This window comes from Mycolicibacterium cosmeticum (genome assembly GCF_000613185.1).
GTDB classification, from domain to species: Bacteria; Actinomycetota; Actinomycetes; order Mycobacteriales; family Mycobacteriaceae; genus Mycobacterium; species Mycobacterium cosmeticum.
This window is the reverse complement of sequence record NZ_CCBB010000001.1, coordinates 306,271-321,145: the sequence shown is the minus strand read 5'-3', so window position 1 is coordinate 321,145 and position 14,875 is coordinate 306,271. Positions and strand designations below refer to the sequence as shown.

Here is a 14,875-nt window from a genome sequence, read left to right as displayed (position 1 = left end):
CTGCCGCTACAGTGCATGTCGTGACCCCCAGACGAGGCCACCGCCGATTCAGCGGTCCCGCGAAGACGTTGGTCCTGGCGACCGCAGCCGTCGCCGCGCTCGCGGCCTGCTCCGACTCGGACGCCCCGAGCTCACCGCAGGTGCCGTCCAGCACGGCGTCGGCGCCCGCGGCCAAGCACGGCCCGATCTTTCCCGAGTGCGGCGGCATCAGCGACCAGACCGTCGCGCAGCTGACCAAGGTGACCGGCCTGGTCAACACCGCCCGCAACTCGGTGGGCTGCCAGTGGCTGGCCGGTGGCGGCATCGTCGGCCCGCACTTCTCGTTCACCAGTTTCCGCGGCAGCCCGATCGGCCGTGAGCGCAAGACCGAGGAACTGTCCCGGGCCAGCGTCGACGACATCACCATCGAGGGGCGCAACGGATTCATCGCGGTCGGGGAGGACCCGGTGCTCGGTAAGAGCCTGTGTGAGATCGGCATCCAGTTCGACGACGACTTCATCGAGTGGTCCATCAGCTTCGCCGAGAAGCCCTATCCGGACCCGTGCGACATCGCCAAGGAACTGACCCGCCAATCGATTGTGAACGCCAAATGAGCCGCCGCCTCCTCCGCGTGCTGGCCGCCACGGCCGCGGCAACCGCGCTGCTGGCCGGCTGCTCGTCGACCGTGGACGGCACCGCCGTCAAGGCCGGCGCCGGCGACGTGCCGCGCAACGACGACTCGCAGAAGACCTACCCGAACCTGCTCAAGGAATGCGAGGTCCTCACCGAGGACATCCTGGCCAAGACGGTCGGCGCCGACCCGCTGGACATCCAGAGCACCTTCGTCGGCGCGGTCTGCCGCTGGCAGGCCGCCAACCCGGCCGGCCTGATCGACATCACCCGGTTCTGGTTCGAGCAGGGCAGCCTGGACAACGAGAAGCAGGTCGCCGACAAGCTGAAGTACCAGGTGGAGAACCGCGCGGTGGCCGGGGTGCCGTCCATCGTGATGAAGAACCCGGCGGCCAACGGGGCGTGCGGGGTGGCCAGCGACGCCAGCGGCGTCGTCGGCTGGTGGGTCAACCCGCAGACCCCCGGCATCGACGCCTGCGCGATGGCGCTCAAGCTGATGGAGCTGACGCTGGCCACCAGTTCGTGACGCGCCGCCGCTAACGCGGCACGTGGAAGGCGACCAGCGCGGCACCGTCCAGTTCCAGCGCATGCCACGGTTTTTCGGTGCGCAGCACGGCGATCGCCGATGTCGGGTACTTGTGCCCGACGGCCTCCAGCGCCTCGGGTGCGCTGCCGTCCCCGGCCAGGCCCAGCGCCAGCGACGACATCACCGGCTCGTGCCCCACCACCAGAAGGGTCCCCACCTCGGCCGGAACCTTGTTGATCTCGGCCAGGACGATCCCCGGCGTGGCGTCGTAGAGCCGGTCGACGTATTGCACCGGCGCCTCGATCTCCGTGCGGGCCAGGGTCTGCCGCGTCCGCGTCGCGCTGGAACACAGCACCGCGTCGACGGCGGGCACGTGTTTGCGCAGCCAGTCCCCGGCCAGCGCGCCCTCCCGGATGCCCCGTGGCGCCAGCGGGCGGTCGTGGTCGAGCACCCCGGCCGGGTAGTCCGACTTGGCGTGCCGCAGCAGGATCAGGGTTCGCACCGGTTCACAGTAGCCATGCCGATGCGCATCCCGGGACTTGTCGGCGGTCGAACTTAGACTCCCCGTCATGCGCTTCATCCACACCGCCGACTGGCAACTCGGTATGACCCGGCACTTCCTCAATGCCGGCGGCGCCGACGCCCAGCACCGCTATTCCGCGGCGCGCCGGGAGGCCGTGGCCGGTCTCGGTGCGCTGGCCGCGGAGACGGGGGCGGAGTTCGTGGTGGTCGCCGGTGACGTGTTCGAGCACAACCAGCTCGCCCCCGCCGAGGTCAGCAAATCGCTGGAGGCCATGCGGGCCATCGGGGTTCCGGTCTACCTGCTGCCCGGCAACCACGACCCGCTGGACGCCGGATCCGTCTACACCAGCGAACTGTTCCTGGCCGAACGGCCGGACAACGTCACGGTGCTCGACCGCGACGGCGTGTTCGAGGTCCGGCCCGGTCTCGAAATCGTCGCGGCCCCATGGCGTTCCAAGGCGCCCACCACCGACCTGGCGGGCGCGGTGCTGCAGTCCCTGCCGGCCGACGGCACGCTGCGGGTGCTCGTCGCACACGGCGGGGTCGACGTGCTGGATCCCGATCCGGCCAAACCGTCGCTGATCCGGCTGGCCGCGCTGCACGACGCGCTGGACCGCGGTGCGGTGCACTATGTCGCGTTGGGGGACAAGCATTCCCGCACCCGCGTGGGGGACACCGGCCGGGTCTGGTATTCGGGGTCACCGGAGGTCACCAACTACGACGACGTCGAAGCCGACCCGGGCCATGTGCTGGTGGTCGACCTCGACGGTGACGAAGCCGGCGTGCAGGCCCGGCGGGTCGGGCGGTGGCGCTTCATCACGCTGCGGCACCAGGTGGACGACGACCGCGATATCGCCGGCCTGGACATCAACCTGGACCAGCTGCCCGACAAGGACCGCACCGTCGTGCGGATGGTGCTCACCGGGTCGCTCACCGTCACCGACAAGGCCAAGCTGGACGCCTGCCTGGACCGCTACGCCCGGCTGTTCGCCTCCCTGCGACTGTGGGAGCGGCACACCGACATCGCGGTGATCCCGGCCGACGGCGAGTTCGACGATCTGTCCATCGGCGGGTTCGCCGCGGGCGCGGTGCAGGAACTGATGGCCACCGCACGCACCGACGGTGCCGACGCCGACGACGCCCGCTCGGCGCTGGCCCTGCTGCTGCGCCTGGCCGGCCCCGGCGGGCAGGGGAGCGCGGCATGAAGCTGCACCGGCTGACACTCGTCAACTACCGCGGGGTGGCGCACCGCGAGATCGAGTTCCCCGACCGGGGCGTCGTGGTGATCAGCGGCGCCAACGAGATCGGCAAGTCGTCGATGATCGAGGCGCTGGACCTGCTGCTGATGGCCAAGGACCGGTCGGCCAAGAAAGAGGTCAAGGCCGTCAAGCCCACGCACGCCGACGTGGGTTCCGAGGTGATCGCCGAGATCTCCACCGGTCCATATCGTTTCGTCTACCGCAAACGCTTCCACAAGCGCGCCGAGACGGAGCTCACCGTGCTGGCCCCACGCCGTGAGCAGCTCACCGGTGACGAGGCGCACGAGCGGGTGCTGGCCATGCTGGACGAGACCGTGGACACCGCGTTGTGGCAGGCGCAGCGGGTGCTGCAGGCGACCGCGACCGCACCGGTGGATCTGTCCGGCTGCGACGCGCTGTCCCGGGCGCTGGATGTGGCGGCCGGTGCCGGCGACGACGCCGGGCCCGCCGGGGATGCCGATCCGCTGCTCGTCGACCGCATCGATGCCGAATACCTGGCCTACTTCACCCAGACCGGCCGCCCGACCGGGGAGTGGGCGGCGGCCATCGCCCGCCTGCACCAGGCCGACGAGGCGGTGGCCAGCTGCGCCGCGGCGGTGGCCGAGGTCGACGACGCCGTCGCCCGGCACGAGGCGCTCACCGCCACGGTGGCCGAACGGACGACGCAGGTCGAGGTCGCGGAGACCAGACTGGCGCAGGCGCGGGAGGCCGCGGCGGCCGTGCAGCGGCTCACCGCGGCACGGGACAAGGCGGCGCTGATCGCCGACGCCGCCAAGGCGACGTCCGGGATGTCGACCGCCGCCGTCGCCGAGCGCGACCGGCTGCGCGCCGAGATCGACGAAAGGTCCGTCGCGGCAGCCGAATTGATCTCGGTGGCCGCCGAGTCGGCCCGTGCGCAGGCCGCGCTGCGAGATGAGCACGCGGCAGCCGAGCAGGCCGCGATCACGGCCGAGGCCGAAGCCGAGACCAGCCGGGCAAGGGTGGAGGCGGCCCGAGGTGTCGTGGCGGCGCTCGCCGCGCGTGACGAGGCGGCGCGGCTGGCTATCCGGCTGGCGCGTCTGGACGCCGCCGCGGCCGAACTGCAGACGATCGGCACCGAACTGGCGCCGATCGTCATCACCGACGCCCTGCTGCGTGAGGTCGAGGCCGCCGAACGGGCCGTCGAGCGCGCGGCCGACCGCGCCGAACTCGCTTCGGCCCATGTCGAACTCGTCGCGCTGGCCGACCTCGAGGTGCGCACCGGCCAGCAGAGCATGGTGCTGGTCGCCGGCCAGCAATGGTCGGCGGGCATCGCCGCGCCGACCGAGATCGACGTCGCCGGGGTGTTGTCGGCGCGGGTGATCCCGGGTGCCGACGCGGTGGACACCGCCGCCGCGCTGGAGGCGGCGCGCGGGGCGCTGGCCGAGGTGCTGCGCCGCTGCGATGCCGCCGACGCCGCGGCCGCCCGCGCACTGCACGCCCGGCGCGCCGAGCTCACCGCCGCGCGGGACCGGTTGCGCGCCACCGTGGATGCGCTCACCGGCGATGAGACGCCGGAGCAGTTGCGGGCCCGGCACCGGGCGCTCTGTGCCGGCGAACCGCATCCCGAGGGCGATATCGACGCGGCCCGAACCGAACTCGACGCCGCGGTGGCGGCCGCCGCGAATGCCGGTCGCACGGCCCAGGAACTGCGCGGGCTGGCGGCCGCTCTGGGTACCCGCCTGCACGACGCGACGGTCGCGGCCAGCGTGTTGCGCGAGAAGCTGGCCACCGCACAGGCCGAACTGTCCGCCGCGACCGAACGCCTGGCCGGCGAGCGGGTGCTGGCCGCCGACGACGTGCTGCGCCAGCGGGCCGAGGCGGATGCAGACCACGCCAGGACGGCGGCGGCCGCGGTGGCCACCCTGGACGCCGAACTCGCTGCGGCCCAACCGGATGCGGTGACCACGGCACTGGCCGAAGCCACCGCCGCGGCGCAGGCCGCCCAGCGGGACCGGGCGGCCGCGGCCGCGGAACTGGCCGACGTCGCCACCGCACTGCGACTGTACGGCACGCAGGGCCGCAAGGGCGCGCTCGACGCCGCCGAGTCCGAGCGGGCCTATGCGCACTCGGAGTACCAGCGCATCGAGCGCCGGGCCCGGGCCGCCGAACTGCTGCGCTCGGTCATGACACGGCATCGGGAGTCGGCGCGGCTGCGCTATATCGAGCCATTCCGTGGTGAGATCGAGCGGCTGGGCCGCATGGTGTTCGGGGCCGACTTCGAGGTCGACATCGACAGCTCGCTGCGGATCTGCAGCCGCACCGTCGGTGGCCGGACCGTCGGCTACGAATCGCTGTCCGGCGGCGCCAAGGAGCAGATCGGGATCGTGGCCCGGCTGGCGTGCGCGTCGCTGGTGGCCAAGGAGGACACCGTGCCGGTGGTCATCGACGACGCGTTGGGCTTCAGCGATCCCGACCGGCTGACCAAGATGGCGGCGGTGTTCGACTCGGTGGCCGGCGATGGTCAGGTGATCGTGTTGACCTGTGACCCGGACCGGTACGCCGGCATCGCCGACTCGCACCTGATCGAACTGACCGCCTGACGTCCCCGCGTGGTTACGCGACCGCGTGCGCCACGCGCTCGGTGGTCGAACTGAGCCCGAGGTGATCGCGCAGCGTGTCGCCCTGGTACTCGGTGCGGAACAGGCCACGGCGCTGTAGTTCGGGCACCACGTAGTCGACGAAATCGTTGAAGGTGCCCGGGCTCTGGGCCGCCGACACCATGCACCCGTCGGCCTCACCGGCGCGGAACGACTCCTCGATCTGATCGGCGACCTGGGCAGCCGTGCCGACGTACTGCGGCAGCAGTACACCCTGGGCGTACCACTTGCCGATATCACGCAACGTCAGGTTGTCCCGGTTCGCGACGCGGCGGGCGGTGTCGAACAGGCCCTGCGTGCCGGTCACCTGCACGTCCTCCACCGGTGCGTCCAGGTCGTACTGGGAGAAGTCGTGATCGGTGTGCACGCTCAAGGTGATCAGCCCGGAGATCGGGTCGGCCAACTCGTTGTGGAAGGCCTGCTTCTCCCTGGCGATCGACTCGGTCTCGCCGATGAACGGGATGAAGGCCGGGAAGATCAACACACCGTCCGGATTGCGGCCGAAATTGCTTGCCCGCGACTTGATGTCGTCGTAGTAGGCGCGCCGGCCCTCCGGCGTCGGGTCGATCTCGAAGATGGCCTCGGCCCACCGGGCGGCGAAATCGCGGCCCGTGTTGGACGCCCCGGCCTGGATCAGCACCGGCCGGCCCTGCGGTGAGTGCGGCACGTTGAGCGGGCCGCGGCTCTTGAAGAACCTGCCGTCGTGCTCCACCCGCCGGACCCGGTCCGGATCGGCGAACACGCCGGTGGCCTTGTCCAGCACCAGCGCGTCGGGGTCCCAGCTGGACCACAGTTCCAGCGCGGTGCGCACGAACTCGTCGGCCCGCTCGTAACGGAACTCGTGGTCCAGATGGTCGTCGTGGCCGAAGTTCTGCGCCTCGCTCTGGGTCAGCGAGGTGACGATGTTCCATGCCACCCGGCCGCGGGTGATGTGGTCCAGGCTGGCGAAGATGCGGGCCAGTTCGTAGGGGTGAAAGTAGGTGGCGGACTTGGTGATCGCCACGCCCAGCTTGCTGGTGACGGCGCCGATGCTGGCCGCCACGATGGACGGGTCCAGGGTGGCGGTGGCCTGGGTTCCGCGGCGCAGCGGCTCGGTGATGTCCGCCCCGAAACGCACCGGTGCGGCCAGCAGGTCGGCGAAGAACACGAAGTCGAACTTGCCGCGCTCCAGGATCCGCCCGATCCGGTGGTAGTACTCCGGGGTGGTGAAGCCGGTGTCGCTGCCGGGGTGCCGCCAGGCGGCGTGGCTGTGGGTGACCTGCGAGGCGATCTGGAAGCCGCCGAGGTGTAGTTGCCGGGTCATGCTGGGGTCCTTTCCCCGCGATTTGTGGAGCCGCAGCCGTACTCATTACGGCCACGGCTCCACAAATCGCTCTCAGAAGTAGGCGTTGGCCGGGACGGGGGTGCCGTGCAGCAGGTGCTGGCCGATGGCGCGGGCCTTGAGGCCCACCGGGTTGTGCAGGGTGATGGTGCGGATGTTGCGCCAGTGCCGGTCGAGGTTGCGAGCCCGGCTGGACGCGCTGGCCCCGCCGAGCTCCAGCAGCCGGGTCGCCGCCTCGGGGGCGACGTCGTCCAGGTGCACCTTGACCTTGGCCGCCTTGAGCTGGGCCTCGGCGGCCAGATCGGCGTCGGGCACGCCGTCGACCTCGGAGGCGTTGGCCGCGGCGATGGCGGCGGCCGCGTCCAGCACCGCGGTCCGCGCGATGTACGCCGTGCTGGCCAGCTCACCGAGCTGCCGCTGCAACAGCGGATCCTCGGTCGGCTTCTCGGTCACCGCATGGCTGAAACTACGCGCCCGCGACCGCAGCAGCGCCACACCGTCGTCCACCACGGCCTGCAGGATGCCGGCAACGATGGCGTGGATGTACAGCTGCAGCGACGCGTACTGCACCGTCGGTGTCGGCTGCGCGTCGTAGGGGGTGTCGCTGAGCACCTCGTCCGCGGCGATCGCGACACCGCTGAACGTGGTGGTGCCGGTACCGGTGCGGCGCTGGCCGAACCCGTCCCAGTCGTCGATCAGCTTGACGCCGGGACGGTCGGCGGGCAGCACCACGGTGGCCACCGAATCGTGGTCGGTGGTCGCGGTGACGGTCAGATAGTCGGAGAACAGGGAGCCGGTGCTGTAGTACTTCTCGCCGTCCAGGCGGTACCCGCCGTCGGCGGCGGGCAGCAGCCGGGTGTTGAACACCAGGCTGCCCACCGCCAGGCTGCCCTTCTCGCTGAATGCGTTGCCGAACGTCTTGCCGTCGGCCACCAGGTCCAGCCAGCGCCGGTCGTCGGAACGCAGCCGCTCCTCGACGAACCAGAAATGCGCCCGGAAGATGTGGGCGACAATGGGATCCGCTCGGGCGACGTCGATGACGGCGGAGAATAGCTGCGGCACAGTCAGTCCGGCGCCACCGAGCTCGGCGGGCAGGCGCAGGGTGCCGAAACCGGCCCGCTTCAGCGCGGCGACTTGGTCAAAAGGGTTCTCGTCGTTCAGGTCTCGGTCTTTGGCCCCGGAACCGATGCGGGTGAGCAGCTCGGTCCATTCGGGTGATCCGGGCAGGATCCGGGAGGTGTTTTCCACGGTGGTCATGCCGACAAGTAGTACCGAGTGGACCGGCCGCGGCGCACTGCTTGCGATCACCGCGAACCTAAGAATGACGGCAGGGCACAATAAGGCACGATGACCATGACCGCCAAACGCCGCCGGGCCCACGACAAGCTCGCCGGGCTGCCCGGCGTGCGCCCCGTCCGCCGGCCGATCGCGCCCGGGCGCTCCGGCGAGTTCGACCTGTACTACGTGCGCACCGGCCTGAAGTCGGCGCATCCGCTGCTGGTCATCCCCGGTGGGCCGGGCATGGCGTCGGTGGCGCCGTACCGGGGGCTGCGCCGGCACGCCGCGGCCGCCGGCCTGGACGTGATCATGGTCGAGCACCGCGGGGTGGGGTTGTCCCGGCACGACGATGCCGGTGCCGACCTGCCGCCGGAGGCGATCACCGTCGAGCAGGTGATCGACGATATCGCTGCCGTGCTCGACGACGCCGGCGTCGGTTCGGCGCTGGTCTACGGCACCTCCTACGGCACCTACCTGGCGGCCGGACTCGGCGTCCGCCATCCACACCGGGTGGCGCAGATGGTGCTCGATTCGCCGGTGTTGTCGGCGCACGACATCGAGTACATGCGGGCCGCCATCCGGGCCCTGCTGCTCGACGGCATCGATCCGGAGACGGCGGACCTGGCACCCAAGGTGCGCAAGCTGCTCGACGAGCGCATCTTGCGCGACGCCGACGGGCAGGTGGCCGGCGCGCTGTACGGCTACGGCGGCGCCGGGTTGTTGGGCCGCCAGATCGACCTGCTGCTGAGCGGGCGGACCTGGGTGTGGTCCGCGCTCAAGCTGGCGCGGCGGATGACGCACCACACCGCGCCGTTCCACAGCGAAGACGACCTGGTGAACCGGATCGCGTTCCGGGAACTGGACTTCGCCGGGGTGCCCGACGGTCTCCCGCTGGACCCCTCGGCCAGCCTGGCCAAGGCCAACACGGACCGCCTGCACTTCGAGGGCGAACCCTTCGACCTGACCGCCGAGATGCCGCGCTTCAGCTGGCCGACGGTGGTCGTGTCCGGCGGGCACGATCTGGTCACCCCGCCCGCGCTGGCCCGGCGGGTGGCCGGGCTGATCCCGGGCGCGGTGCTGGTGGAGCTGCCCAACGCCGGGCACAGTGTGTTGGACACCCGCGAGCGGGCCGCCCTGGCGGTGATCGCCGACGTGCGGGCCGGCGTCGCGGCGGCACTGCCCGGCCGCGCCGCCGAACTCGACGCCCTGCCGGCGAAAGCGCTTGTGCGTCTGGTGATCTCGGCGCTGGCCGCGGCCACCGCCGCCGAATCGGCGCTACCGGGGCGGGTCAGGGCTTCATGAAACCGATCGCGGTGTAGTCCAGGTCGCCCAGGCCGGCCGCGCCGAAGTTCGCCAGATTGCTGCGCACCGCGACGTTGCCCGGCGTCTGGAACAGCGGCAGGCTGAAGCCCTCCGCCCAGATCAGCTTGTCCGCCTCGTTGGCCAGATCCCGCGCCTTGGCCTGGTCCAGCTCGTCGAGCACCTGATTCACCTTGGCGTCGAGTTCGGGTGTGCTGATCTTGCCGAAATTGCTCTCGGCGCCGGTGGTGTAGATCTGGCTCAGGCAGCACAGCGTGAACGCCTCGCCCACCCAGGCGAACTGGGCGATGTCGAAGTTGCCCACGGTGATGTAGTCGGTGAAGAACCGGTCGCCCGGCTTGCCCTCCAGCTGCAGGTTGACCCCGATCTGGGCCAGGCTGTTCTGCGCCAGCTGGGCGATCTGCCGGGTGGTCTTGGAGTCGTAGAAGACATCCCGGATGACCAGCTGGCGGCCGTCCTTCTCGCGGAACTGGCCGTTGAGCTTCCAGCCCAGCGAATCCAGTTCGGCCTTGGCCTTCTCCGGGTCGAACGCCACCACCGCGCTGTTGTCCTGGTAACCCTGCTGGCCGGCCACGAAGATGTGATTGTTCAGCGGGACGGGATTGTCCACCAGCCCGCGCTGGGTGACGTTGGCGATGGCTTGCCGGTCGATGCCCTTGGCGACCGCCACCCGCAGCGCGGGGTCGGCCAGGATCGAGCCCGGCGCGCCGTTGAAGGTGAAGTGATACCACTGCGGGGCCGGCGCCCGCCGGATCGAGATGCCGGGGGTGCTGCGCACGGTCTGCAGCTCGTCGAGCGAGCTGATCCCCGTGGCGTCGATGGTGTTGTTCTGCAGTGCCGGAACCCGGGCCGCGTCGTCGAGCACCAGATAGGTGATGCTGTCCAGCCGGGGCGGGGTGCCCCACCATTTCGGGTTGCGCACCAGCGTGATGCGCTGCGCGGTGCGGTCGACGTTGGACACCATGAACGGCCCCGCCGACGGTCCGGGACCGTTGAGCTGGCCCTTGTTGAAGACGTCCGGGTTCTCCGTCATCTTCTTGGGTTGCAGCGTGGTGTTGCCCGCGAACATGCCCTTCCAGTCGGTGTAGTGCTGACCGAAGGTGACGACGGCCTGCCGGTCGTCGACACCGCGGGTCACCGACGCCACCCGGTCCTGGCCGGCCGAACTCGGGATGAGGTAGCGCTTGTCCTTACCGCTGGTGGCGTAGATCTGCGAGGCGATGTCCTCCCAGGTGATCGGGGTGCCGTCGGTCCACACCGCCTTGGGGTTGATGGTGTAGGTGACCACCTGCGGGTTCTCGCTAGTGAGTTCGACGCTGGTGAAATAGTCGTGGTTCACCGTCACCGAACCGTCGGGGGCGACGAAGAAGGCGCGCGGCAGCGTGGCGCGCAGCATGGCCGCCCCGGTGCCCTCGCTGTCGATGTTGAGCGGGTTGAAGTTCGCCGGCATGGCGGGCAGCGCCAGGCGCAGATTGCCGCCCTGCTGCAGGGTGTTGGGGTCCTGCGGATTGATGTCGTTGGTGGAGCCCAGCGTGGCGTCACCGCCGATCGGCGGGATGGTCTGCTCGCCGCTGGAACAGCCGGACAGCACCAGGGCCGTGGTGAACAGGACGGAAGCCAGCCCGTAAGTCAGGCTACGGATCTTCATGGCGATCGACTTTATCCTCCGGTTGCGGAACCGCGGCCAGTAACCGCCGGGTGTACTCGTGTTGCGGCGCGGTCAGCACCGTGTCGGCGGGGCCCTGTTCGACGACGACGCCGCGGTGCATCACCACCACGTCGTGGGCCAGATGCTTGACCACCGACAGGTCGTGCGAGACGAACAGATACGACAAACCGAAGCGCTGCTGCAGGTCCAGCAGCAGGTTGATGATGCCCGCCTGGATGGAGACGTCCAGCGCCGACACCGGCTCGTCCAGCGCCAGGATCTTCGGCTGCAGCGCCAGCGCCCTGGCGATGCCGATGCGCTGCTTCTGCCCGCCGGAGAACTCGGCCGGATAGCGACTGGCGTCCTCCGGCCGTAGCCCGACCGTGGTGAGCAGCTCGGCGGTGCGGGTGGCGATGGTGGACTTGTCGAAACCGTTGGCCGACAACGGTTCCGCGAGCACGTCGGACACCGGCAGGCGCGGATCGAGCGAGGCCACCGGATCCTGGAACACCACCTGCAGGTCGGTGCGCAGCTGCCGTCGGGCACCGCGATCGAGCGCGGCGACATCGCGGCCCAGCACCTCGATGGAACCCGACTGTGGCGCCTTGAGTTCCAGGATCTGGTGCAGAGTCGTCGTTTTGCCGGAACCCGATTCGCCGACGATGCCCAGCGTGCGGCCCTCGCGCAGGGCGAAGCTGATGCCGTCGACGGCGCGCACCTCGCCGACCTGGCGGCGCAGCAGCATCCCCTTGGTCAGCGGGTAGGTCTTCACCAGATCGTTGACCCGCAGCACAACCGGCGAGTCGGTGCCGTCGCCGGGATCGTTCGGTTCGGTTCGTACACCGTAGATCTCGGCCGCGGTATGCCCGATCACCCCGTCGGTGTGGATGCAGGCCGCGCCGTGCGCGGGCCCGATCGGCAGCAGCGCCGGTTCGGCCGCCAGGCAGTCCTCGGCGGCCAGCGGGCAGCGCGGCGCGAACGGGCAGCCCGGTGGCAGCGCGGCCATCGACGGCGGCGCGCCGGGGATCGGCACCAGTCGCCGCCCACGTGGGGCGTCCAGCCGGGGCACCGAGCCCAGCAGCCCGGCGGTGTAGGGCATCGCCCGGTTGCGGTAAAGCTCTGACACCGAGGAGTTTTCGACGACGGCGCCGGCGTACATCACCAGCGCCCGGTCGGCGAACTCGGCGACCACACCCAGGTCGTGGGTGATGATCAGGACGCCGGCTCCGGTGACATCGCGGGCGGTGCGCAGCAGGTCCAGGATCTGGGCCTGCACCGTGACATCCAGCGCGGTGGTGGGCTCATCACAGATGATCAGATCCGGGTCGTTGGCTATCGCGATGGCGATCACCACCCGCTGCCGTTCGCCACCGGACAATTCGTGCGGGAACGCCCGCGCACGCTGGTCCGGGTTGTTGATACCGACCAGGTCGAGCAATTCGATCGCCCGACTCGTGGCGCGGCGCCGATCGAGACCCGGCTGGTGGATCCGCAGCGCCTCGGCGATCTGGTCACCGACCGTATAGACCGGCGTCAGTGCCGACATCGGGTCCTGGAACACCGTGCCGATGGAACGGCCACGGATGCGCGACATCTCGTCGTCGCCGAGGCCGAGCAGTTCGGTGCCGTGCAGCCGCACCGAACCGCCGACCTCGGCATACTCGGGCAGCAGGCCGATGACGGCCATCGCGCTGGCCGACTTGCCGGCACCGGATTCGCCCACCAAGGCCACCACCTCGCGCGGCGCAATCTCGAACGAGATGCCGCGCACGGCCGGCACCCGCTCGGTATCGGTGGGGAACGCGACGGTCAGATCACGGACTTCGAGCAGGCTCATTTCGCCCGCCTCCGCAGCCGGCGCGAGCCCGGATCGACGGCGTCACGCAACGCGTCCCCGACCAGGTTGGCGCACATCACGATCAGGATCAGCACGCCGGCCGGGAACAGGAACACCCACGGGAAGGTGGTGGCCGACGGGGTGCCGTCGGCGATCAGGGTGCCCAGCGACACGTCCGGTGCCTTCACGCCGAAACCGAGGAAGCTCAAGCCGGTTTCGGCCAGGATCGCGACACCGACGTTCAGGGTGGTGTCGATGATCAGGATGGACGCCACGTTGGGCAACACGTGCCTGGCGATGATCCGGGCATCGCTGACCCCCATATAGCGGGCGGCCGTGACGAATTCACGCTCACGCAGGCTCATGGTGAGTCCGCGCACCATCCGCGAACTGATCATCCAGGAGAACGACGCGAGCAGCACGATGAGCACCAGCAGCGCCCCCGAACCCTGGGTGCCCCTTGTCGCGATGGCGATCAGCAGGAAACTGGGCACCACCAACAGCAGGTCGACCACCCACATCAGCGCGCGGTCGCGCCAGCCGCCGAAATAGCCGGCCACCGCGCCGACGACGGCGGCGATGAACGTGGAGATCAGCGCCACGCACAGACCGATCAGCACCGACTTCTGCATGCCGCGCAGGGTCAGCGCGAGCAGATCCTGGCCGAGGGCGTTGGTGCCGAACCAGTGCTTCGGGCTCGGTGGGGTCTGCAAGGAGTAGTAGTCCAGATCGGTGTAGCTGTAGGGCAGCAGTGGCGGCAGTGCGTAGCACCCCACGAACAGGACGGCCAGGATGACCAGCGCCACCACGGCCGGCCGGTTGCGCAGGAAGCGCCGCCAGACCAGGGTGCGCCGGGAGGCGAACGTCTGGACGTCGACACCGGACTTCGCGGTCGTCGAACTCGGATCACTCATTGGGCCACCCGAACGCGCGGATCCAGCGCCGCCAAGATCAGATCCGACAGCACCCCGGCCAGCAGCACCGTCGCGCCCGAGAAGACCGTCATCGCCACGATGATGTTGGTGTCCTGGGTGGCCAGGCCCTGGACGAACCACTCACCCATCCCGTGCCAGCCGAAGATCTTCTCGACGAACACCGCGCCGGTGACCAGGCCGCCCACCCCGTACGCGAACAGCGTCGCCATCGGGATCAGGGCGGTGCGCAGACCGTGTTTGACCAGGGCCTGCCGCCGGGTCAGGCCCTTCGCGCGGGCGGTACGGATGAAATCCTGGCCGAGCACGTCGAGCATCGCGTTGCGCTGATACCGGCTGAAGCCGGCGATCGAGCCGAGCGCCAGCGTCAGGGTGGGCAGCACCAGATGCTGGATCCGGTCGACGAAGATGTTCCACGTCCCGCCGATCGCATCGGGTGAGGTCTCGCCGGTGTACTCGAAGATCCGCACTCCCAACACCGAATTCACCCGCAGCGCAACCAGAATCAGCAGGCTGGCGATCACGAAGGTGGGGGTGCTCAGGATCAGCAGGGACAGGGCCGTGATCACCCGGTCGGAGAACCGGTACTGCCGGATGGCGCCCCACGCGCCGACCACCACGCCGAGGACGGCCCCGGCGACCGAACCGATGACCACCAGGCGCAGGCTGACCCCGACCCGGCGCCACAACTCGTCGCTCACCGGCTGGCCGGCCACCGTGGTGCCGAAGTCGCCGCGGACGGTGTCGGACAGCCAGGTGGCGTAGCGCTGGGGGATCGGCTGGTCCAGATTCAGCTCGGCGGCCTTGGCGTCGATCACGGCCTGCGGCGGGCGGGGGTTGCGCTGCTCCAGGCTCTCCAGCGGGCGGAAGGTCAGCGACGCCAACGTGAACGCCAGGAAGGACGCCAGCAACAGCAGCACGATGTAGTTGAACAGTCGTCGCGCCAAAAACCGCGTCATCGAACCACCCGCATGACGCACAGGGTAGGAGATGACCGTGCCGCAA

12 protein-coding genes are annotated in these 14,875 nt (G+C 70.0%); 5 read left to right on the top strand and 7 right to left on the bottom strand.

Annotated elements, in window-relative coordinates; all coding sequences use genetic code 11:
* Positions 1 to 11 precede the first annotated feature (11 nt).
* Together BN977_RS01605 and BN977_RS01600 are read left to right on the top strand one after the other, a co-directional pair.
* Positions 12 to 593: a DUF3558 domain-containing protein gene (locus BN977_RS01605; protein WP_024453646.1), complete on the top strand. Its 582-nt coding sequence runs from the start codon at positions 12 to 14 to the stop codon at positions 591 to 593.
* Positions 590 to 1,135 carry a DUF3558 domain-containing protein gene (locus BN977_RS01600; protein ID WP_024453645.1) on the top strand — a complete coding sequence of 182 codons (546 nt, stop codon included), beginning with the start codon at positions 590 to 592 and terminating at the stop codon, positions 1,133 to 1,135. The genes BN977_RS01605 and BN977_RS01600 overlap by 4 nt, the downstream gene beginning before the upstream one ends.
* A gap of 10 nt (positions 1,136 to 1,145) precedes the next feature.
* On the opposite strand, the gene BN977_RS01595 is transcribed toward BN977_RS01600, so the two are convergent.
* The gene (locus BN977_RS01595) at positions 1,146 to 1,637 is read right to left on the bottom strand and encodes a SixA phosphatase family protein (protein ID WP_024453644.1); all 492 of its coding nucleotides are present in this window, start codon (positions 1,635 to 1,637) and stop codon (positions 1,146 to 1,148) included.
* 67 nt (positions 1,638 to 1,704) lie between these two features.
* Here BN977_RS01595 and BN977_RS01590 point away from each other — a divergent pair, with 67 nt between their 5' ends.
* Together BN977_RS01590 and BN977_RS01585 are read left to right on the top strand one after the other, a co-directional pair.
* Positions 1,705 to 2,862, top strand: a complete 1,158-nt coding sequence (locus BN977_RS01590) for a metallophosphoesterase family protein (RefSeq protein ID WP_036395942.1) — start codon at positions 1,705 to 1,707, stop codon at positions 2,860 to 2,862.
* Positions 2,859 to 5,477, top strand: coding sequence for an AAA family ATPase (locus BN977_RS01585; RefSeq protein ID WP_036395941.1), 2,619 nt, complete (start codon positions 2,859 to 2,861; stop codon positions 5,475 to 5,477). The genes BN977_RS01590 and BN977_RS01585 overlap by 4 nt, the downstream gene beginning before the upstream one ends.
* Positions 5,478 to 5,490: 13 nt before the next feature.
* Here the strand turns inward: BN977_RS01585 and BN977_RS01580 are convergent, their stop codons facing one another.
* Positions 5,491 to 6,837, bottom strand: a complete 1,347-nt coding sequence (locus BN977_RS01580) for an LLM class flavin-dependent oxidoreductase (protein ID WP_036395939.1) — start codon at positions 6,835 to 6,837, stop codon at positions 5,491 to 5,493.
* Positions 6,838 to 6,909: 72 nt separating this feature from the next.
* Positions 6,910 to 8,112: an acyl-CoA dehydrogenase family protein gene (locus tag BN977_RS01575; protein WP_024453640.1), complete on the bottom strand. Its 1,203-nt coding sequence runs from the start codon at positions 8,110 to 8,112 to the stop codon at positions 6,910 to 6,912.
* Positions 8,113 to 8,202: 90 nt separating this feature from the next.
* Here BN977_RS01575 and BN977_RS01570 point away from each other — a divergent pair, with 90 nt between their 5' ends.
* A complete protein-coding gene (locus tag BN977_RS01570; protein WP_024453639.1) occupies positions 8,203 to 9,435 on the top strand; it encodes an alpha/beta fold hydrolase in 1,233 nt (410 codons plus the stop codon).
* Here BN977_RS01570 and BN977_RS01565 read toward each other — a convergent pair.
* From BN977_RS01565 to BN977_RS01550, 4 genes are read right to left on the bottom strand one after another with little or no spacing between them, the layout of a single operon-like run.
* Positions 9,422 to 11,101, bottom strand: coding sequence for an oligopeptide ABC transporter substrate-binding protein OppA (locus BN977_RS01565; protein WP_036395936.1), 1,680 nt, complete (start codon positions 11,099 to 11,101; stop codon positions 9,422 to 9,424). The two genes, BN977_RS01570 and BN977_RS01565, sit on opposite strands and share 14 nt — an antisense overlap.
* Positions 11,088 to 12,938 carry an oligopeptide ABC transporter ATP-binding protein OppD gene (locus BN977_RS01560; RefSeq protein ID WP_036395933.1) on the bottom strand — a complete coding sequence of 617 codons (1,851 nt, stop codon included), beginning with the start codon at positions 12,936 to 12,938 and terminating at the stop codon, positions 11,088 to 11,090. Before BN977_RS01560 ends, BN977_RS01565 begins: the two co-directional genes overlap by 14 nt.
* Positions 12,935 to 13,852, bottom strand: coding sequence for an oligopeptide ABC transporter permease OppC (locus BN977_RS01555; protein WP_036395932.1), 918 nt, complete (start codon positions 13,850 to 13,852; stop codon positions 12,935 to 12,937). Before BN977_RS01555 ends, BN977_RS01560 begins: the two co-directional genes overlap by 4 nt.
* The gene (locus BN977_RS01550) at positions 13,849 to 14,829 is read right to left on the bottom strand and encodes an oligopeptide ABC transporter permease OppB (RefSeq protein WP_024453635.1); all 981 of its coding nucleotides are present in this window, start codon (positions 14,827 to 14,829) and stop codon (positions 13,849 to 13,851) included. Before BN977_RS01550 ends, BN977_RS01555 begins: the two co-directional genes overlap by 4 nt.
* Between the last annotated feature and the right edge of the window lie 46 nt (positions 14,830 to 14,875).